This window comes from Pseudomonas sp. GW821-FHT09C10 (assembly GCF_059418085.1).
The window spans coordinates 1-19346 of record NZ_JBWKPE010000030.1; the positions used below are offsets into that span (position 1 = coordinate 1).

The 19346-nt window shown below is 64.1% G+C and carries 21 protein-coding genes; 13 read left to right on the forward strand and 8 right to left on the reverse strand.

All coding sequences use genetic code 11. From position 1 onward, the window contains the following. Positions 1 to 305: 305 nt before the first annotated feature. Complete coding sequence (locus AC07OT_RS30800) at positions 306 to 737, reverse strand: hypothetical protein (protein ID WP_495109865.1); 432 nt, start codon at positions 735 to 737, stop codon at positions 306 to 308. 9 nt (positions 738 to 746) lie between these two features. After that, positions 747 to 1937: an NnrS family protein gene (locus AC07OT_RS30805; protein WP_141155285.1), complete on the reverse strand. Its 1191-nt coding sequence runs from the start codon at positions 1935 to 1937 to the stop codon at positions 747 to 749. 251 nt (positions 1938 to 2188) lie between these two features. Between AC07OT_RS30805 and AC07OT_RS30810 the strand changes: the two genes are divergently transcribed. Continuing rightward, positions 2189 to 2872 carry a Crp/Fnr family transcriptional regulator gene (locus AC07OT_RS30810; protein WP_495109880.1) on the forward strand — a complete coding sequence of 228 codons (684 nt, stop codon included), beginning with the start codon at positions 2189 to 2191 and terminating at the stop codon, positions 2870 to 2872. Beyond that, positions 2869 to 3060 carry a protein DnrP gene (locus AC07OT_RS30815; RefSeq protein WP_495109866.1) on the forward strand — a complete coding sequence of 64 codons (192 nt, stop codon included), beginning with the start codon at positions 2869 to 2871 and terminating at the stop codon, positions 3058 to 3060. Before AC07OT_RS30810 ends, AC07OT_RS30815 begins: the two co-directional genes overlap by 4 nt. On the opposite strand, the gene AC07OT_RS30820 is transcribed toward AC07OT_RS30815, so the two are convergent. From AC07OT_RS30820 to AC07OT_RS30845, 6 genes are all read right to left on the reverse strand, one after another. Further along, the gene (locus tag AC07OT_RS30820; protein WP_495109867.1) at positions 3054 to 4895 is read right to left on the reverse strand and encodes a nitric oxide reductase activation protein NorD; all 1842 of its coding nucleotides are present in this window, start codon (positions 4893 to 4895) and stop codon (positions 3054 to 3056) included. The two genes, AC07OT_RS30815 and AC07OT_RS30820, sit on opposite strands and share 7 nt — an antisense overlap. A 989-nt stretch (positions 4896 to 5884) precedes the next feature. Further along, a complete protein-coding gene (locus tag AC07OT_RS30825; RefSeq protein WP_495109868.1) occupies positions 5885 to 7306 on the reverse strand; it encodes a cbb3-type cytochrome c oxidase subunit I in 1422 nt (473 codons plus the stop codon). A gap of 3 nt (positions 7307 to 7309) precedes the next feature. Further along, positions 7310 to 7750, reverse strand: a complete 441-nt coding sequence (locus tag AC07OT_RS30830; RefSeq protein WP_074847069.1) for a c-type cytochrome — start codon at positions 7748 to 7750, stop codon at positions 7310 to 7312. Between the two features lie 651 nt (positions 7751 to 8401). Beyond that, positions 8402 to 8644 (reverse strand): cytochrome C oxidase subunit IV family protein, encoded by a 243-nt coding sequence (locus tag AC07OT_RS30835; protein WP_495109869.1) that lies wholly within the window; start codon positions 8642 to 8644, stop codon positions 8402 to 8404. Positions 8645 to 8651: 7 nt separating this feature from the next. Further along, on the reverse strand, positions 8652 to 9215 hold the full coding sequence (locus AC07OT_RS30840) for a cytochrome c oxidase subunit 3 (protein WP_495109870.1): 564 nt from the start codon (positions 9213 to 9215) through the stop codon (positions 8652 to 8654). Beyond that, entirely contained in the window at positions 9199 to 9975 is a 777-nt protein-coding gene (locus tag AC07OT_RS30845) for a CbbQ/NirQ/NorQ/GpvN family protein (protein WP_495109871.1), read from the reverse strand. The genes AC07OT_RS30840 and AC07OT_RS30845 overlap by 17 nt, the downstream gene beginning before the upstream one ends. Before the next feature lie 195 nt (positions 9976 to 10170). Between AC07OT_RS30845 and AC07OT_RS30850 the strand changes: the two genes are divergently transcribed. The 11 genes from AC07OT_RS30850 to AC07OT_RS30900 are packed head-to-tail and all read left to right on the forward strand — an operon-like array spanning position 10171 to position 19095. Then, positions 10171 to 11844, forward strand: coding sequence for a cytochrome D1 domain-containing protein (locus AC07OT_RS30850; RefSeq protein WP_495109872.1), 1674 nt, complete (start codon positions 10171 to 10173; stop codon positions 11842 to 11844). A 24-nt stretch (positions 11845 to 11868) separates the two neighbouring features. Then, a complete protein-coding gene (locus AC07OT_RS30855) occupies positions 11869 to 12183 on the forward strand; it encodes a c-type cytochrome (protein ID WP_495109873.1) in 315 nt (104 codons plus the stop codon). Between the two features lie 16 nt (positions 12184 to 12199). Then, on the forward strand, positions 12200 to 12517 hold the full coding sequence (locus AC07OT_RS30860) for a c-type cytochrome (protein WP_495102856.1): 318 nt from the start codon (positions 12200 to 12202) through the stop codon (positions 12515 to 12517). Next, the gene (locus AC07OT_RS30865; RefSeq protein WP_495109874.1) at positions 12514 to 13683 is read left to right on the forward strand and encodes a cytochrome D1 domain-containing protein; all 1170 of its coding nucleotides are present in this window, start codon (positions 12514 to 12516) and stop codon (positions 13681 to 13683) included. The genes AC07OT_RS30860 and AC07OT_RS30865 overlap by 4 nt, the downstream gene beginning before the upstream one ends. Position 13684: 1 nt before the next feature. Continuing rightward, the gene (locus AC07OT_RS30870) at positions 13685 to 14143 is read left to right on the forward strand and encodes an Lrp/AsnC family transcriptional regulator (RefSeq protein ID WP_281113668.1); all 459 of its coding nucleotides are present in this window, start codon (positions 13685 to 13687) and stop codon (positions 14141 to 14143) included. Next, positions 14140 to 14655 carry a siroheme decarboxylase subunit beta gene (gene ahbB, locus AC07OT_RS30875; protein WP_027607202.1) on the forward strand — a complete coding sequence of 172 codons (516 nt, stop codon included), beginning with the start codon at positions 14140 to 14142 and terminating at the stop codon, positions 14653 to 14655. Before AC07OT_RS30870 ends, ahbB (AC07OT_RS30875) begins: the two co-directional genes overlap by 4 nt. Then, a complete protein-coding gene (locus AC07OT_RS30880) occupies positions 14648 to 15091 on the forward strand; it encodes an Lrp/AsnC family transcriptional regulator (protein WP_495109875.1) in 444 nt (147 codons plus the stop codon). The genes ahbB (AC07OT_RS30875) and AC07OT_RS30880 overlap by 8 nt, the downstream gene beginning before the upstream one ends. Then, positions 15066 to 15575 (forward strand): siroheme decarboxylase subunit beta, encoded by a 510-nt coding sequence (gene ahbB, locus AC07OT_RS30885; protein ID WP_495109876.1) that lies wholly within the window; start codon positions 15066 to 15068, stop codon positions 15573 to 15575. The genes AC07OT_RS30880 and ahbB (AC07OT_RS30885) overlap by 26 nt, the downstream gene beginning before the upstream one ends. 3 nt (positions 15576 to 15578) lie before the next feature. Beyond that, positions 15579 to 16760, forward strand: coding sequence for a heme d1 biosynthesis radical SAM protein NirJ (gene nirJ / locus AC07OT_RS30890; protein WP_495109877.1), 1182 nt, complete (start codon positions 15579 to 15581; stop codon positions 16758 to 16760). A 44-nt stretch (positions 16761 to 16804) separates the two neighbouring features. Next, positions 16805 to 17644, forward strand: a complete 840-nt coding sequence (gene cobA / locus AC07OT_RS30895; RefSeq protein ID WP_495109878.1) for a uroporphyrinogen-III C-methyltransferase — start codon at positions 16805 to 16807, stop codon at positions 17642 to 17644. After that, positions 17641 to 19095, forward strand: a complete 1455-nt coding sequence (locus AC07OT_RS30900) for a cytochrome D1 domain-containing protein (RefSeq protein WP_495109879.1) — start codon at positions 17641 to 17643, stop codon at positions 19093 to 19095. Before cobA ends, AC07OT_RS30900 begins: the two co-directional genes overlap by 4 nt. The last annotated feature ends 251 nt before the right edge of the window (positions 19096 to 19346 follow it).

The window sequence follows — 19346 nt, forward strand, 5'->3', positions numbered from 1 at the left end:
CGAGGACCTTTTGCTTACTTTTGGGTCCCTCCAAAAGTGAGCCGCTGTAAGAGCGGAACCATAGGTGGCCGTTACCGTAGCAACGGATATGTACTCGGCCTGATCCAACATCCTGGTCGGCTGTCAGGCCGCCATCGGGGGCAAGTCGAATCGTCGCACCGCCCCTCCCACATTTGATCTCCATACAGTCAGGTAGATACTAGTCTGCTCTGGATCTCACTCCATTACCGCAGCAACACCCGCGCGACCACATCCGCCTGGAGAACGACGTGTTGTTTACCAGGGCGCTCAGTCCGCCTGCCTGATCAACGCAACATCAGCTTGGCCACGATCACGATCACGACCAGATGCACCAAGATGCTGCGACGAATCCACGTCGCACGCCGGGGGCTCAAGCGCTGGTGACTCAGCAGGTACGCCAGCCACAGGTAATGGCCGATGATGCTCAGGGCCAGCAAAATTTTCAGGCTCAGCAACGCGGCGAAGTGGCTGGCCCAGGGCACCGCCAACAGCCCGCGATAGTGCCAGGCCAGGCCGATGCCCGCGCCGTACAGCAACACCACCACGCCGTGCAGTACCTGGCGCGAACGCCGCGCGATGGCGTGGTCGGAGGTGAACTGCGCGGACCAGGCCAGTTCCTCGCGGGCGCTGTGCCAGATCACCACTTCGAAAAACAGCGTGCCGATAAACGCAATCGCCGCCAGCAGATGCACGATCAACAAGGTGGAATAGAGCATGACGTCCTCCTAGCCCGGATGCCCATCGACCCGGGCCTGCCACAGCATCGGGCCATACCGCCATAGGTACAGGCCGAGCCCGAGGGTCCAGCACACCCCCGCCAGCCATAACGCGGCCATCGGCAACAGCAGGACCAGCAGCACCCGGCACACACACGCCAGGTTCAGCAGCCCAAAGGCCAGGGTCATGCCGGCCGGCGGCTGCAACGGGCGGCCGGTGTGGCCCAGGCTGACGCGGGCGATCATGGCCAGGATCAGCCCGGCCATGGCGCCGATGGTCAATGCATGCACGGCCAGGCTGGGATTGAGCGGCGCGCCGCAGTGCCACAGCGCCATGCCCAGGCAGGCCACGGCCAGCCAGGCATATGCCAGGTGCAATGACCACAGCAACGGCACGCGCCAGAGGCCGCGATCATGCCAGCGGACCAGGCGCACCAGGTGCCCCAGCCCGAGGACGGCGAACAGCAGGCCGATCCACAGGTTGGCGCCCAACGCGGGCCCTGCGGCATACAGCACGGCGATCAGCAGCGAGCCGCCAAGCAACATAAGGTCCAGCCACGCCCAGGGTTTGACCGCTTCGACCCGACCCAAACCGCGCTGGGTGAAAAACGGAATCACCCGTCCGCCGATCAGGCCCATCATCGCCGCCACCAGCCACAGGCCGGTGAGCACCGCCTGGCGTTGCAGCCCGGAGTCATTGCGCAGCAAGCCATACAGCGACAGCGCATCGGCCACGGTCAGCAGCGCCAGCACCAGCACAATCGGGTAATTACGCGTCTGTCTTACCTGCCAGAGGGTCCAGCCCATCACTGCGGCGACGGCCAGGGGAAAGGTCAGCTCCAGCACCGCCAGCAGCGGCCAGTGCAGGTTGAACAACCAGCCCAGGCGCGCCGCCAGCCACACGCCGGCAAGCAGCGCCAGGGCATTGCCGCTGATGCCTGGGCGGCCGGTCCAGGTCTGCACTGCCGTGAGCAGGAACCCGGCGATGATCGCCACGCCAAAGCCGAACAGCAGCTCATGGCGATGCCAGGCCAGCCAGCCGCCGGCGGGTTGCCAGGTGCCGAGGTGCCCGCCCAGGGCCAGCAGCCAGAGGGGAATTGCCAGCGCCGCCAACACACAGGCGCCGAGAAAGAATGGCCGGAAGGCCAGGCGAAACAACGGGGTAATCGACATGGCCTTGCGCCGATCGAGCACTTGCATGACACGGTCTCCCTTCAGGACTGCGGCAATCTTGCGCCGATACCTGCGTGTTGCCCTTGTCGTAGATCAAGTCGCCATCGGGGCCAAGGGATTACCCTCGCGCCTATATCCACACCGCACCCCGGAGCCATGATGAAAAACGCCTATGTCCCCCTCGCCTGGTTTGTGATCCTCGGCTCCATGCTGGCCGCCGCCAGCGGGCTCTCGCTGGTGCTGGTGTGAACGCCCCGCTGCTGTTCAAGGAACCGGGCATGGTGCTGCATCGCGTGCACCACCAGATCCTGCGCAGCCATCACCTGTTCGAACCGCTGAACGACGAAGAACTCGACGAGCTGATGGGCGACAGCCAGTTGCTGAGCATCGACAAAGGCGAGCCGCTGTTCCGCCAGGGCGAATCGGCCGAGGCGTTTTACTTTGTGATCGCCGGTGCGGTGAAGGTCTACCGTTTGACTCCCGACGGCCAGGAGAAAGTCTTCGAAGTAATCGGCGAGCGCCAGACCTTCGCCGAGGCCATGATGCTGATGGACACCCCCAACTACGTGGCCTGCGCCGAAGCGGTGTGCCCCACCCAGTTGTACCGTTTGTCCAACGCCACCTACATGCGCCTGCTGCACAGCAACAGCCGCCTGACCTTCGCCCTGCTCGGCAAGCTGTGCGTGCGCCTGCACCAGCGGGTCAACGAGATCGAGACCCTGTCGCTGAAAAACGCCACCCACCGCGTGGTGCGCTACCTGCTGACCCAACTGATGCGCCTGCACAGCACCGACGCCACCTTCGAACTGCCCATGGCCAAGCAGTTGATTGCCGGGCATCTGTCGATCCAGCCGGAGACCTTTTCGCGGATTATCCGGCGCCTGATCGATGAAAAGATCATCACCCAGGACGGACGCCAGATCGCCATTCTGGATCGGCTGCGCCTGGAGCAATTCGAGTGAAAACCTGCCTGTATTGCCAGCAGCGCAATGCCGACGTGCGCGAGGCGTGCGCCGGCTGCGGAACGTCCCTGCCCGCCGCGGATGCCAGCCTGCAAGCGCGGCGGCTACGGCGCTTCCAGTGGTTCTGCCTGGTCCTGGCGCTGTTTTGCATCGCGATGTTCTTCTGGCTGCCCCGCGACTTCTACTGACCCTCGGTCAGTTGCCGATACAACTGGGGTAACCGCAGCGGCAACTGCTCCGGCTGGCGGATCAGGGTGTAGCCATGGGCACCGAACATATAGGGCAAATAGTCCCCGGCCTGTCTGTCGATGGTGATGCAGAACGGAATCAGGCCCTGGCGCCGCGCCTCGACCACTGCCTGGCGGGTGTCTTCGACCCCGTAGCGGCCCTCATACAGATCCAGGTCATTGGGCTTGCCATCGGTCAGTAGCAACAACAACTTGCGCCGCTGTTTGCACGCGCCCAGCAACTGGGTGGCCTGGCGAATCGCGGCGCCCATGCGCGTGTAGTAACCCGGCTTGAGGGCCTGGATGCAGCCGCGCGTGCGGTCGTCATAGGCTTGCTCGAACGTCTTGAGCTGGTGCAGGCGCACCTGATGGCGGCGCAGGGACGAGAAGCCATACAGTGCAAACGCATCTCCCAGCCCGGCCAGGCTTTCGCCGAACAGCAACAGGCTGTCGCGGATCACATCGATGACCTTTTGCGTGTCGTTCAAATGCGCGTCGGTGGACATCGACAGGTCCGCCAGCAGCAGGCATGCCAGGTCGCGTCGGGTGTGACGTTGCTCCTGGTACAAGCCGCGTTCGGTGCTGGCGCCGTGTTGGCGTTGCGCCTGGAAATCCACCCAGGCTTGCAGGTCCAGCTCCGCGCCCTGGGGTTGCCGGCGCAGCCATTGGCGGTCGGTGCGCAGCTGCTGGAATTGACGGCGCAGGCGCTGGGCCGGGCCGAGTAGTCGGGCCGGTAACGGTTGCGGTGCATCGGCACGTGGCTGCATCAGCTGCAGATTGACGAAACCGGGTCGAAGGCATTGTTGGCGGTAGTCCCACTCGGGCAGCTTGATGCCCTCGCCGAGGGGGATGTCATCCACATCGGCGGGCGGCAGGTCGAGGTGCAGCTTCAAGCCGCCACTCTTGCGCACGCGCTGGCGCGACAGGCTCAACTGGTCGAGGTCTTCGGCGACGCGGGCGGCGTCCGGGTCCTCACTGTCGTCGGCCCAGCGATCAAGGTCGACGTGCTCGGTCCAGCTGAACAGGTTTTCCAGGCGTACCACCAGCAAGCCGCCATCACGGCTGTGATCATCCACACGGCTGGCACGTTTGAGGGCGCCCTGCTGCTCCCCGGACGGGGTGGCGAGGTCGTCGCCGTCGTCTTCAAGATCGAGGGCCTGGGGCGTGTCCAGGTGCAACGGCGGGTACAGCCATAAGGGCAACGGCCAGGCGGCGCGTTCGCTGCGGGGTAAATGGCGCACGCTGCCGGGCTCGCCCAGGGCCTTGCGCAGGGCTTTTTCCAGGGCGGCTTCAGCGGGGCTCAGGCTGGCCGGGTCGGGGCGCAGCGTGATATGGGCATCCACCAGGCGCTGGTAACTGGGCAACAGCGCCGGGTAGCGTTGCAGCAGCAGCCAGGTCCAGCGCTGGTTGTCCCGGGCCCAATGGGTCATGGGGCCTGCATGGGCGGCCAGCAGCGCCAGCCAACGGTACAGCTCCCGGTTCAAGGCGACTGTGGGGTACACCGCCAGGCTCGACGGCAGGCGCAGACGGTTACCATCGCAGGAGGCCAGGGGTGCATGCTTGCAGGTGCCGGCGATGCGCATCAACAGGTTGCGGCGCAGCAGCAGGTCGCGTTCGCTGGCGGCTTCGAGGGCGATCCCGCTGGCACCGCCCAGGGCGCGAAACAATACGGCGAGGCTGCGCCGGCGGTCGACCAGCTCGACCCGCGCGTGCGGAAAATCGACGCTGGCGCGGCGGGTGATAAAGCGGTGCCAGGCACTGCCGACCCATTCTTCCAATTCAAGGGTAAAGGCCATGGGATGGGCTCCAACTGTTTGATGTTTGACAGGCACACTGCAGTCCAAATGTGGGAGGGACGGTGCGACGATTCGACTTGCTCCCGATGGCGGCCTCTGGGCCGAACATTTTTTTGGATTGGACCGAGTACATATCCGTTGCTGCGGTAACGGCCACTTAGGGTTCCGCTCTTACAGCGGGTCACTTTTGGAAAAGAGCCCCAAAAGTAACCAAAAGGGCTCTTGCCCCAACACTCGGCACCTCGCCTAGGCTCGGTGTGCCCGAACGAAGGCTTGAATCCGTGGGCCGCCGTCATGGGCCATCCCTGGCCCAGGACGGCTAACCCGGCGTCCTGCCGGGTTACCCACGGATTCAAGCCTGCGTTCGGCCAGCGTGTTTGACGGGGCGCCTAGGATCAAGATCAAAAGCCAGAGCAAAAGCAGAGCAAAAGCAGACCGAGGTCTAGCTGATATGTGGAGATCCAAATGTGGGAGGGGCGGTGCGACGATTCGACTTGCCCCCGATTGCAGTGGCTCAGTACCAAATCCACCAACTGACACTCCCTCATCGGGGGCAAGCCCCCTCCCACATTTACCGAGTACACCAGCCCCAACTCCGGTCGGCTCTAAGGCCGCCGCGCTTTGGCTTTTGATCTCAAATCGCCCCGTCAAACACGCTGGCCGAACGCAGGCTTTGGAGCGTGGGTAACCCGGCAGGACGCCGGGTTAGCCGCACTGGGCCAGGGATGGCCCATTGCGGCGGCCCACGCTCCAAAGCCGGAGTGAGGGCACACCGAGCCTAGGCGAGGTGCCGAGTGTTGGGGCGAAGCGTTTTTGGTTACTTTTGGCGCTCTTCCAAAAGTGACCCGCTGTAAGAGCGGAACCCTAAGCAGCCGTTACCGCAGCAACGGATATGTACTCCCCCCCCAAAAAGCGGTCGGCCCACAGGCCGCCATCGGAGGCAAGTCGAATCGTCGCACCGCCCCTCCCACATTTGGACCGCGTTACCTTCAGTAGACGATCGGTGCCGGTGCTCCAGCCATCCGGGCGCGTTGCCGGAAGCTGCACAGGTAGCAGGCCAGCCCGAGCAGGAACACCAGCCCACTGACCAACCGCGCCCAGAACAGTCCCTGCAAATGCTCCACCGTGGCCATGAACGGCAAGGCCACCCCGTCCACCTGCCAGCGTTGCAGCCAGACTTGCACGGCCCCGGCAGCGGTGAGGAACAGCGTGATCATCACCATCGACAGCACCATCATCCAGAAGCCCCAGATTTCGAGGGTCTGCGAACGCGCGTCCGGCGCTTCACCGATACCGCGCAGGCGGGGCATGGCGTAGCTGATCAGGGTCATCACGATCATGGCGTAGGCACCAAAGAACGCCAGGTGCCCGTGGGCGGCGGTGAGTTGGGTGCCGTGGGTGTAGAAGTTGACCGGTGCCAGGGTGTGCAGGAAACCCCACACGCCCGCGCCGAAGAACGCCGTGACCGTGGTGCCCTTGGCCCACAACGTGGCGGCGCGGTTGGGGTGCTGGCGCCGACGTTGCTTCACCATGGTGAAGGCGAACATCACCATCGCCAGGAACGGCAGCGGCTCCAGGGCCGAGAAGATCGAACCGACCCACAACCACACCTCGGGCGCGCCGATCCAGAAGAAGTGGTGACCGGTGCCGATGATCCCGGTGATCAAGGCCATGGCGATGATCACGTACAGCCATTTCTCCACCACTTCACGGTCGACGCCGGTGACCTTGATCAGCACGAAAGCCAGCATCGAACCCATGATCAGCTCCCACACGCCTTCGACCCAAAGGTGCACCACCCACCACCAGTAAAACTTGTCCCGCGCCAGGTTGCCGGGGTTGTAGAAGGAGAACAGGAAGAACACCGCGAGGCCGATCAGCCCGGTCATCATCACCATGCTGACGGTGGTCTTGCGGCCCTTGAGCAGGGTCATGCCGATGTTGTACAGAAAGCCCAGGCACACCACGACGATGCCCATTTTGGTGATGGTCGGTTGCTCCAGGAACTCACGCCCCATGGTCGGCAGCAGTTCGTTGTGGGTCAACTTGGCCAGCGCCGCATACGGCACCAGCAGGTAGCCGAGGATGGTCCACACCCCGGCGGCGGCGAACACCCAGAACAGGACGATCGCCAGTTTCGGGCTGTGCAGCTCGCGTTCGGCCTCCTCGGGCACCAGGTAGTAGGCCGCGCCCATAAAGCCGAACAGCAGCCACACGATCAGCAGGTTGGTATGGACCATCCGCGCCACGTTGAAGGGGATCAACGGGAACAGAAAGTCGCCGATCACGTATTGCAGGCCCATGATCAAACCGAACAGCACCTGACCGAGAAACAGGATCAGGGCGAACACAAAGTAGGGTTTGGCCACGGCCTGGGATTGGAATTTCAAGTATGGATTGGCACTGCGCATGGCTCAGCCCTCCTTGTTCGGTGGCCAGTTATTGGTATTGATCTTCGAGCTCCATTTGAGGAACTCGGCCATATCGTCCACCTCCTGGTCGCTGAGATTGAATTGCGGCATGGCCCGTCGCCCCGGTACACCCAGGGGCTGCATTTTCATCCAGGCATGCAGGAACGGCTTGAACCCTTCTTCGCCGCCCCGGCGCTTGAACACATTGCCCAGCTCCGGCGCGAAATAAGCGCCCTCGCCCAGCAAGGTGTGGCAGCCGACGCAGTTGTTGCGCTCCCAGACGCCCTTGCCGCGAACGACGGATTCGCTGAGTTGGTCGACGTTGCTGCGGGCGGGAAAGGTTTGTTCGGTGTGGTAGGTCAGGGCCAGGAAAATCAGGAAGAAGAACACGCTTCCTCCGAAGTAGATATTCCTGGCCATGCCCTTGGTGAAGGTCTCTGACATGGTCGCTTCCTCATGGCTTGGCCAGGGAATGATAGGGAGGTGGGGGGTGGAAACTGCTTGATGGCGATCAAGAATTGTTGATGGTTTTGGTGGGGTATTTTTTGGGGGAGGTTGGGTTGGGTACATATCCGTTATTTAGGTAACGGCGGCCTATGGTTCCGCTCTTACAGCGGGTCACTTTGGAAAAGAGCCCCAAAGTAACCAAAGGGCTCTTGCCCCAACACTCGGTGCCTCGCCTAGGCTCGGCATGCCCTCACTCCGGCTTGAATCCGTGGGCCGCCGTCATGGGCCATCCTTGGCCCAGGACGGCTAACCCGGCGTCCTGCCGGGTTACCCACGGATTCAAGCCTGCGTTCGGCCAGCGTGTTTGACGGGGCGCCCAGGATCAAGATCAAAAGCCAGAGCAAAAGCAGACCGAGGTCCATCTGATATATGAAGATCCAAATGTGGGAGGGGCGGTGCGACGATTCGACTTGCCCCCGATGAGGGAGTGTCAGTTGATGGATTTGGTACTGACCCACTGCAATCGGGGGCAAGCCCCCTCCCACATTTTTAACCGAGTACACCAGACCCAACACCGGTCGGCTCTAAGGCTGCCGCAGCTTGGCTTTTGATCTGGAGTGAGGGCATACCGAGCCTCGTAAGCAGCCGCTACACAAATAACGGATATGTACTCAGTAAAGCGACCACAACCACCCCCCACCCCAGCATCAAAAATCTCCACAACACTGGCCCACGCCGCAATTCCATAAACCCATCCACAATCACCCACCCCTTGACCACCGCCAGCAACAACACCCCCCACCACAACCCGGAGGCCCCCGTCAGTACAGTGCCAACGCTCAGCACCACCAACATCAGCCAACACAGGATCAGCGTCCGGGAATCCGTCATACCCACCTCAGCGAATCACATAGACCAGCGGAAACAACACCACCCACACCAGATCCACCATGTGCCAATACAGCACCCCCGACTCCAGCCCGCCGACTGACAGCCCGCCGCACCAGCAGGCCAGCGCCAGCCACCCGAGAATCACCATCCCCAGCAGCACATGCAGGAAATGAAACCCCGTGAGTATCCAGTACAAGGTAAAAAACGTGCTGTGCTCCAGGCCCAGTCCGGCAGCGCCCAGGTGGGCGTACTCGCCAAGCTTGATCGCCACATACACCAGCGCCACCAACAACGCCGCGACGAACAAACCGGCGCCGCGTCGCCGGCACTGCAATCGCACCTGCTGCACCGCCAACGCCGCCAACAAGCCTGCGGTCAGCAGGCTCAAGGTCATCGCCAACCCGGTCGAGGTATCCAGCTGTGCGCGCCCGGCGGCAAACAGCTCGGGCTTGAGCGCCTGGGTCACGGCAAACGTGAGGATCAGAATCGCGAACACCGACAGCTCGGCGAGGATAAAAAACCACATCGCCAGGTCGCCTGGCAGGCGGCGCGGTTCAGGCAAAGTGCACATCCACCACGTCCATCAGTGCGGCGACGGTCTGCGGGTCGTCGCTCAGCGGTTCGGCCAGGCACGCCAGGCAGGCTTTGCGTGGGCTCATGCCGGCGCCGATCAGGCGGGCGGTGAAGATCAGCAGCCGGGTGGAGGCCACCTCCTCCAGGTCATGCTGGTCAAGCCGACGCAGCGCCTGGCCCAGGCGCACGACCTGGGCGGCCAGCGCCACATCCACACCGGCCTCGCGGGCGACGATGCGTTCCTCGTCGGCCACCGGCGGGTAACCAAACCGCATCGCCACGAAGCGCTGGCGGGTGCTGGGTTTCATGCCCTTGAGCAGGTTCTGGTAGCCGGGGTTGTACGACACCACCAGCATGAACGACGACGGTGCCTTGAGCACTTCGCCGGTGCGTTCCAGGAACAGTTCGCGGCGTTCATCGGCAATCGGGTGCAGCACCACGGCGGTGTCCTGGCGTGCTTCCACCACTTCGTCGAGGTAGCAGATCCCGCCTTCGCGCACGGCGCGGGTCAGTGGGCCGTCCTGCCACCAGGTGCCGTCGGTACCGATCAGGTGGCGGCCGAGCAGGTCGGCGGCGCTGAGGTCGTCGTGGCAGGCCACGGTGTACAGCGGCAGGTTCAAGCGGTGCGCCATGTGCTGCACGAAGCGCGTCTTGCCACAGCCCGTGGGGCCTTTGATCAGCACCGGTAGGTGGTGGCGCCAGGCGTGTTCGAACAGCTGCTGTTCGTTGTTCTGTGGTTGGTAGAAGGGCTCGGTCATGACGCGTACTCGCAACGGGTTCGACCCCCACGCTAAGGGCCCCTGCGACAACCTGGCAAGCACGTACAACGGCAAACTTGATCGCCGTCAAGCGAGCATCGCGCCACTGCAACATAGTCTTGCCTGGCACTAAGAACCTGCGCTCTACCCAGCCTTCGCCGGGCATCGCAAAGGTCTTGCCTGAGGAGATATGGAATGCTGACTCGCAACAGAAAACCCTGGGTCCTGAGTCTTGCCAGCCTGAGCTGCGCCCTGGCCCTCGCATTGCCCATCAACGCCCATGGCGACACGCCAACCGGGATAGTGAAAAGCCCCGGCGCGCCGGATATGAGCCAGGCGGAGTTCGACGCCTCCAAGCAGATTTACTTCGAACGCTGCGCCGGCTGCCACGGTGTGTTGCGCAAAGGCGCCACCGGCAAGCCGCTGACCCCGGACATCACCCAGGCCCGTGGCCAGGCTTATCTGGAAGCGCTGATCACCTACGGTTCCCCGGCCGGCATGCCCAACTGGGGCACGTCCAATGCGCTGACCAAGGCGCAGATCACCAGCATGGCCACCTTCATCCAGCACACCGCGCCCACTCCGCCGGAATGGGGCATGGCCGAAACCCTCAAGACCTGGAAAGTGCTGGTCAAGCCCGAAGACCGGCCGAAAAAACAACTGAACACCCTCAACCTGCAAAACCTGTTCTCGGTCACCCTGCGCGACGACGGCAAGATCGCCCTGGTGGACGGCGACACCAAGCAGATCATCAGGCTGATCGACACCGGTTACGCCGTGCATATCTCGCGTATCTCCGCGTCTGGCCGCTACCTGCTGGTGATCGGCCGCGATGCCAAGATCGACATGATCGACCTGTGGCCCCTGGAGCCGACCAAAGTCGCCGAGATCAAGGTGGGCATCGAGGCCCGCTCGGTGGAGACTTCGAAGTTCAAGGGCTATGAAGACAAGTACGCGATTGCCGGTTCCTACTGGCCGCCGCAGTTCACCCTCATGGATGGCGAAACCCTGGAGCCCAGGCAGATCGTGTCCACCCGGGGCATGACCGTCGATAAGCAGGAATACCACCCCGAACCCCGCGTGGCGGCAATCATCGCCTCCCACGAGTGGCCGGAGTTCATCGTCAATATCAAGGAAACCGGCAAGGTGATGCTGGTCAATTACCAGGACATCAAGAACCTCACCATCACCACCATCGACGCCGCGCCGTTCCTGCATGACGGCGGCTGGGACAGCACCCACCGCTACTTCATGACCGCCGCGAACAACGCCAACAAGGTCGCGGTGATCGACTCCAGGGAGCGCAAGCTCACCGCGTTGGTGGAGGTCGGCAAGACCCCGCACCCCGGCCGTGGCGCCAACTTCAATCACCCAAAATACGGGCCGGTATGGGCCACCAGCCACTTGGGCGACGGCGGTATTTCGGTGATCGGCACCGACCCGGTCAAGCACCCGCAATACGCCTGGAAACAGGTGGAATCCCTCAAGGGCCAGGGCGGCGGTTCGCTGTTTATCAAGACCCACCCCAACTCCCATCACCTGTATGTCGACACCACCCTCAACCCCGACGCCAAGCTCAGCCAGTCGGTGGCGGTGTTCGACATCAACCAGTTGGACAAGGGCTACACCGTGCTGCCGATTGCCGAGTATTCGGGCATCAAGCAAGGCGCGCTGCGGGTGGTGCAACCGGAATACAACAAGGCCGGTGACGAGGTGTGGTTCTCGGTGTGGAACGGCCAGACCGAAGAGTCGGCGCTGGTGGTGATCGATGACAAGACCTTGAAGCTCAAGCAGGTGATCCGCGACAAGCGCCTGATCACGCCGACTGGAAAATTCAACGTCTACAACACCCAACACGACATTTATTGAGCCCCATCAACACGAGGTCACCGAATGAAAAATATTCTCCTCGCACTGCTGGCATCCGCCGCTGCGCTCAGCCTGCAGCCGGCGTTGGCACAAGACGGCCCGGGGTTGTTCACCAGCAAGCCCTGTGTGGGCTGCCACACGATCGACAGCAAACTGGTGGGGCCGGCCTTGAAGGACGTCGCCACCAAGAATGCCGGTGTGAAAGACGCAGCCACCACCCTGGCCAGCCACATCAAGAACGGCAGCCAGGGCAACTGGGGGCCGGTGCCGATGCCGCCGAACCAGGTCACCGATGATGAAGCCAAGGTGTTGGCCGATTGGGTCCTGACCTTGAAATAAGCACAAGGAGCACGCCATGCAAGCATCGATGATCGGTACGGCCATGGCGCTGCTCCTGCTGATTCCCGCGCGGGCAGCGGCCACCCCGGACGCTGCCCGCCTTGAACACCTGTTGACCCAGGATTGCGGGGCCTGCCATGGCCTGCACCTCACCGGCGGCCTGGGCCCACCCCTCACACCGCAAGCCCTGGCCCACCACAGCCGCGACAGCCTGATCGCAACCGTGACCTACGGCCGCCCCGCCCGCGCCATGCCCGGTTGGGGCCCGCTGCTGAGTGCCGGCGATATTGCCTGGCTGGTCGACCGCCTATTGCAAGGAAGCCCCCCACCATGATGCGCCCTACCCTGTTATGCCTGTGCCTGTTGCTGGGTGCCTGTGCCCAACCCGCGTTGCGCGGCAGCGGCGACCTGGGCCTGGTGATCGAACGCGCCAGCGGCAGCGTGCGGATTATCGAGAGCACCGGCATGACCGAACTGGCCCGTATCGAGGGGCTGGGCGATCTGTCCCACGCCTCGGCGGTGTTTTCCCGCGACCAGCGCTATGCCTATGTATTTGCCCGCGATGGCGGCATGACCAAGATCGACCTGCTGCGCCAACGCATCGAGCGGCGCATCGTCCAGGGCGGCAACAGCATCGGCGGCGCCATCAGCCAGGATGGGCGCCTGATCGCCGTGTCCAATTACGTGCCGGGCGGGGTCAAGGTGTTCGATGCAGAAGACCTGACCCTCATCGCCGACATCCCCGCGACCGCAATGGCCGATGGCAAACGCTCGCGGGTGGTCGGCCTGGTGGATGCGCCCGGGCAGCGCTTCGTGTTCAGCCTGTTCGACACCGGCGAGATCTGGAGCGCCGACTTCAGCCACGGCAGCCCGCCGCGCATCACCCGCTTCAAGGACGTCGGCGAGCAACCCTATGACGCGCTGATCACCGCCGACGGCCGCTACTACATGGCCGGGCTGTTCGGTGAAGACGGCATGGCCCAGCTCGACCTGTGGCACCCGGAGCGCGGTGTGCTGCGCGTGCTCAAGGACTACGGGCGCGGCCAGGCCAAGCTGCCCGTCTACAAGATGCCCCACCTGGAGGGCTGGGCCGTCGCCGATGACCAGGCGTTCGTGCCGGCGGTGGGGCGCCACCAGGTGCTGGTGATGGATGCACGTACCTGGCAGCAGACGGCGGCGATCCCGGTGGCCGGGCAGCCGATTTTTGTCACTGCGCGCCCTGATGGGCGCCAGTTGTGGGTCAACTTCGCCTACCCGGACAACGACCGGGTGCAGGTGCTCGACACCGAAACCCACCAGGTGGTCGCCGACCTGCGCCCCGGCCCCGGTGTGCTGCACATGGAATTCACCGGGCGTGGCGAGCAGCTGTGGCTGTCGGTGCGCGATGGCGAACAGTTGCAAGTGTGGGATCCGTACCGCCTGACCCTGCTGAAAAGCCTGCCGGCCCAGAGTCCCAGCGGGATTTTCTTCAGCCTGCGCGCGCAAAAAATGGGGTATTGAAATGGACCTTGATTCGCTCAGCCAGCAATTGATCGAACGCTTCCAGCACGGCATGCCGCTGTGCGCCGAGCCCTACCGCGAAATGGCCCAGGTGCTGGGTTGCAGCGCGGCCGAGGTGATGGCCTGCCTGCAACGCCTGGAACTGGCCGGCGCCTTGTCGCGCATCGGCCCGGTGTTCGAACACACCCGCGCCGGCGCCAGCACCCTGGCCGCCCTGGCGGTGCCGATCGAGCGCCTGGAACAAGTGGCCGCACGGGTCAGCCAGTACCCGGAGGTCAATCACAACTATGCCCGCGAGCACCGTTACAACCTGTGGTTCGTGCTCACCGGGCCCCACCGCCAGCACTTGCAGCAAATCCTCGATGAGCTGGAGCAAGACACCGGCCTCACGCCCCTGGACTTGCCGATGCTCACCGCCTACCGCATCGACCTCGGTTTTTCCCTCGGAGAGCAGCCGTGATCGCGCCACTGAACCACGAGCAGATGCTCGACCTGCGCCAGTGCCTGGAGCGCGGCCTGCCCATCGTGCCACGGCCCTACGACGAGCTCGCCGAGCAGATCGGTGCCCACCACGATCAGGTGCTGCAACAGATGCAGCAATGGCACGACCAGGGCCTGTTCCGTCGTGTCGGCCTGGTGCTCAATCACCGCGCCCTGGGCTATGTGGCCAACGCCATGCTGGTGCTGGATGTGCCGGATGCGCTGGTCGATGAAGTCGGGGCGCGCCTGGGCCGCGCCCCCGGCGTGAACCTGTGTTACCAGCGCCCGCGACGCCTGCCGCAGTGGCGCTACAACCTGTTCTGCATGGTGCACGGGCGCGAGCGCGCGGTGGTCGAGGCGCAGATTCAGGCGTTGCTGGAGCAGCATCTGCTCAGCGACCTGCCCCACCAACTGCTGTTCAGCACCCGCGCCTTCAAGCAATGCGGAGGACGTTTCGCGCCGCCGCCGTCACAGGTATGGGCCCATGGATGAACTGGATCGACAACTGATCAACCGCCTGCAACGCGGCCTGCCGCTGGTGCGCCAGCCCTGGCAACAGGTGGCCGAGGAACTGCACTGCCCTGCGAGCGAACTGCTCGACCGCCTGCACGACTTGCTCGAAGACGGCATGCTCACGCGCTTCGGCCCGATGTTCGATATCGAGCGTCTCGGCGGCGCTTTCACCCTCGCGGCGCTTGCCGTACCCGAGGCGCGCTTTGATACGGTCGCCGAGCAGCTCAACGCCCTGCCCCAGGTGGCCCACAACTACCGCCGCGAACACCGCTGGAACATGTGGTTCGTGCTGGCCTGCGCCACCGCGCAGGAGCTGGCCGATACCCTGTCGTGCATCGAGGCCCTCACCGGGCTGGCGGTGCTCAACCTGCCGAAGGAGCACACCTACCATGTCGGTCTGTATTTCCCGGTCTGACAACACCCTGGCCCTGCAACTGGTCGCCCTCACCCAAAGCGGCCTGCCGCTGGTGGAGGACCCATGGGCCTGGCTCTCCGAGCAACTGGGCATCAGCGTCGAGTCGACCCTCGACCTGCTCAAGCGCCTGCAGGCCGAAGGTGCGATCCGACGTATCGCCGCAGTGCCCAACCACTACCGCCTGGGCTACCGGCATAACGGCATGACCGTGTGGGACGTGGCCGATGTGCACCTGCCGCGCCTGGGAGAACTGCTCGGCGCCCAGCCGTTTGTCAGCCATTGCTACCGTCGCCCCCGGCGCCCGGACTGGCCCTACAACCTGTTCGCCATGGTGCATGGCCGCAGCCGCGAAGAAATCGACAGCTACCGCGAGCACCTGCGTTTCCTGCTGGGGGATGCCTGCCGCGCCGACGAGATGCTGGTGAGCAGCCGCATCCTGAAAAAAACCGGCCTGCGCCTGACGCTGGCGCACTCAAAGGAATAGCCCATGCTGCGAATCAGTCAGTACCTGCGCACCCTCGCCGGTCAATGCCCGCCGCCGCGCACCTCGCCCCCTGGCAGTGAACGGCCGCCGGTGGTGATCTGGAACCTGCTGCGGCGCTGCAACCTCACCTGCAAGCACTGCTACGCCACCAGCGCCGACAGCGTGTTTCGCGATGAACTCGACACCCCGGCAGCGCTGCAGGTGATCGACGATTTGCACGACGCCGGGGTTCGCGTGTTGATCCTGTCCGGGGGCGAGCCGCTGCTGCGCGAAGACCTCTTCGTGCTGAGTGCCTATGCCCGTGACAAAGGTTTTTTCGTCGCACTGTCGACCAACGGCACGCTGATCGATGAGCACAACATCCAGCAGATCGCCGACGCCCGTTTCGATTACGTGGGCATCAGCATCGACGGCCTGGAGGCGACCCACGACGCGTTTCGCCAACTGCACGGCAGTTTCCAGCGCTCCATGCACGCCATCCGCCTGTGCCGCGAAGCCGGGATTCGCGTGGGCCTGCGCACCACCCTGACCCAGGACAACCATGGGCAGCTCCCGCAGTTGCTGGCGCTGATGCGCACCTATGACGTGCAGAAGTTCTACCTGTCGCACCTCAACTACAGCGGGCGCGGCAAGCGCAGCCGCCAGCTGGATGCGCACCGGCAGATGAGCCGCGAGGCCATGGCGCTGATCTTCCAGCAGGCCTGGAGCGATATTCAACACGGCGTGGACAGCGATTTCGTCAGCGGCAACAACGACGCCGACGCCGTGCTGTTGCTGCAATGGGTGCACCAGCACCTGCCCGAACACTACCCGCAGCTTGAACACCTGCTGCATGCCTGGGGCGGCAATGCCTCGGGCAGCGGCATCGCCAATATCGACAACACCGGCGAGGTGCACCCGGACACCTACTGGTGGCAGCAATCGGTGGGCAATGTGCGCAACACCACCTTCCGCCAACTCTGGCTGGAGCAGCCCGACCCCTTGCTGCTGCGCCTGCGCGAACACCCGCGCAGCATTGGCGGGCGTTGTGCCGAGTGCCGCTGGCTGGCGATCTGCAACGGCAATACCCGCACCCGCGCCTGGGCCGATGGCGACCTGTGGGGCCCGGACCCCGGTTGCTACTTCAGCGACGCCGAGATCGCGCGCCAGCCCCTCAACCTGATCCCTTGCTCGACCACCCGGTGACACAACCGGGGGCCGCCTACCTGATGATGAACCAAGGACGTCCCATGCACACTTCAACTGCCCACTCCTCCACTGGCCTGCCAGCCAGTCTGCACAGCCCCTTGCACCCTGGCGAAGTCGCGTTGGTGGGCGCCGGCCCCGGTGACCCGCGCCTGCTGACCCTGCGCGCCTGGAGCCTGTTGATGCAGGCCGACGCGGTGGTGTTCGACCGGCTGATCAGTGCCGAACTGCTCGCGCTGATCCCGTTGACCTGCGCCCGTCATTACGTGGGCAAGGCCAGCGGTTGTCACAGCCTGCCCCAGGATCAACTCAACGAACTGCTCGCCGAGCTGGCCGACCAGGGCCAACGGGTGGTGCGCCTCAAGGGCGGCGACCCGTTTATCTTCGGGCGCGGCGCCGAGGAACTGGAGTACCTGCTCGCGCGCGGTATCCCGTGCCAGGTGGTGCCCGGCATCACCGCCGCCTCCGGCTGCAGCGCCTATGCCGGTATCCCGCTGACCCACCGCGAGCTGGTCAATTCGTGCCGCTTCGTCACCGGCCACCTGCAACGCGACGGCGCGTTGAAACTGCCATGGGCCAGCCTGGCCGAACCGAGCCAGACCTTGGTGTTCTACATGGGCCTGTCGAACCTGGCACTGATCGCCGAGCATTTGGTGGCGGCCGGTTTGCCCGCAGACACACCGGCCGCCCTGATCAGCAACGGTGCGCGCGCCGATCAACAGGTGGCCCGTGGCACCCTGCGCCAGCTGCCCACCCTGGCTGCCGACTGCGAACCCGGCGTGCCGACGCTGACGGTGATCGGCCACGTCGTCAACCTGTTTGCCGACGCCGCCCTGCACTTCCCCGCCACCCTGGCACCGGCCCGTGAAGCGGTGGCGGTATGAAACGCCTGCTGCTGGTGCCGCTGCTGTGGGCGACGGCCGCGCACGCTACGCCCGCGCAGGACTACCGCCAGTATTGCGAAAGCTGCCACGGGCTTAATCGCATCGGCGCCACCGGCCCGGCGCTGCTGCCGGAGAGCCTGGGGCGGATCAAGCCGGATGAAGTGCGCAGGGTCATCGAACAAGGCCGGCCCGCCAGCCAGATGGCCGCGTTCGCGCCGCAACTGAGTGCCGCGCAGATCGATGGGCTGGCGCAGCTTCTGCAACAGCCGCCTGACTCACCGGCGACGTGGAACGAGCATGACATCCGCACCAGCCACAGCGTGCTGGCGGACCTGCGCCAATTGCCGAGCACACCGCAGCATCACGCCGACCCGCTCAACCTGTTTGTGGTGGTGGAGTCCGGCGACCATCACATGGATATTCTCGACGGCGACACCTTTGCCGTGCTGGACCGTTTCCCCACCCATTTCGCGGTGCACGGCGGGCCGAAATTCTCCCCGGACGGACGCTTTGTGTACTTCGCCTCGCGGGACGGCTGGATCAGCCAGTACGACCTGCACAACCTCAAGTTGATCGCCGAGATCCGCGTGGGCCTCAACACCCGCAACCTGGCGGTGAGCAAGGATGGCCGCTGGGTGCTGGCGGGCAATTACCTGCCGGGCAACCTGGTGCTGCTGGATGCGCGCGACCTGTCGCTGGTCAAGACCCTGGACACCGGCTCACGGGTCAGTGCGGTGTACACCGCGCCACCGCGCAACAGCTTTATCGTCGCGCTCAAGGACGTGAACGAGGTCTGGGAATTGTCCTATGCCGATGCTCGGCCCAGCTTCGAGCCCCGGCGCATCCAGGCCCAGGACGTGCTCGATGACTTCTCGTTCTCGCCCGATTACCGCCAACTGATCGCCACCTCACGCAAGGCCGGCGGCGGCCAGGTGATCGACCTGGACAGCGGCCGCGTGGTCACCGATATCCCGCTGTCCGGCATGCCGCACCTGGGTTCGGGGACGTACTGGCAACGCAACGGGCAATGGGTGTTTGCCACGCCGAATATCAGCAAGGGGCAAATCTCGGTGATCGACCTCAAGACCTGGACCCTGATCAAACAGATCCCCACCCTCGGGCCGGGCTTTTTCATGCGCAGCCATGTGAACTCGCGCTATGTGTGGAGCGACGTGTTTTTCGGGCCGGACAATGATGCGATTCACCTGATCGACAAGCAGACCCTCGAGATCGCCCACACCCTGAGGCCAGTGCCGGGCAAGACGGCGGCCCATGTGGAATTCACCCGGGATGGGCGGTATGTGTTGCTGAGCATCTGGGCCACGGAGGGGGCGTTGATTGTGTATGACAGCCACACGCTCGAGGAGGTGAAGCGCATTCCCATGAATAAGCCGTCGGGCAAGTACAACGTGGGCAATAAGGTGGAGTTTGCGGAAGGGACGTCGCATTGAACACGGGTGACAGGCAGGAAGCAGCCAGGTCATAGAGCGCATGGGCACCGCCGGTCCCATGTGGGAGATGTCGAGCTTCAGCGAGGCTTCGATGGCGGTGGCACAGTTGGTAGAGGTGTTGGCTGACACAGCGCTATCGGGAGCAAGCTCCCTCCCACATTTGATCGCGGTTAGCAGGTAGAAAGTGGCCCGGCTGTAGATCTCGTGGGCACCGCTGGTCCCCTGTGGGAGATGTCGAGCTTTAGCGAGGC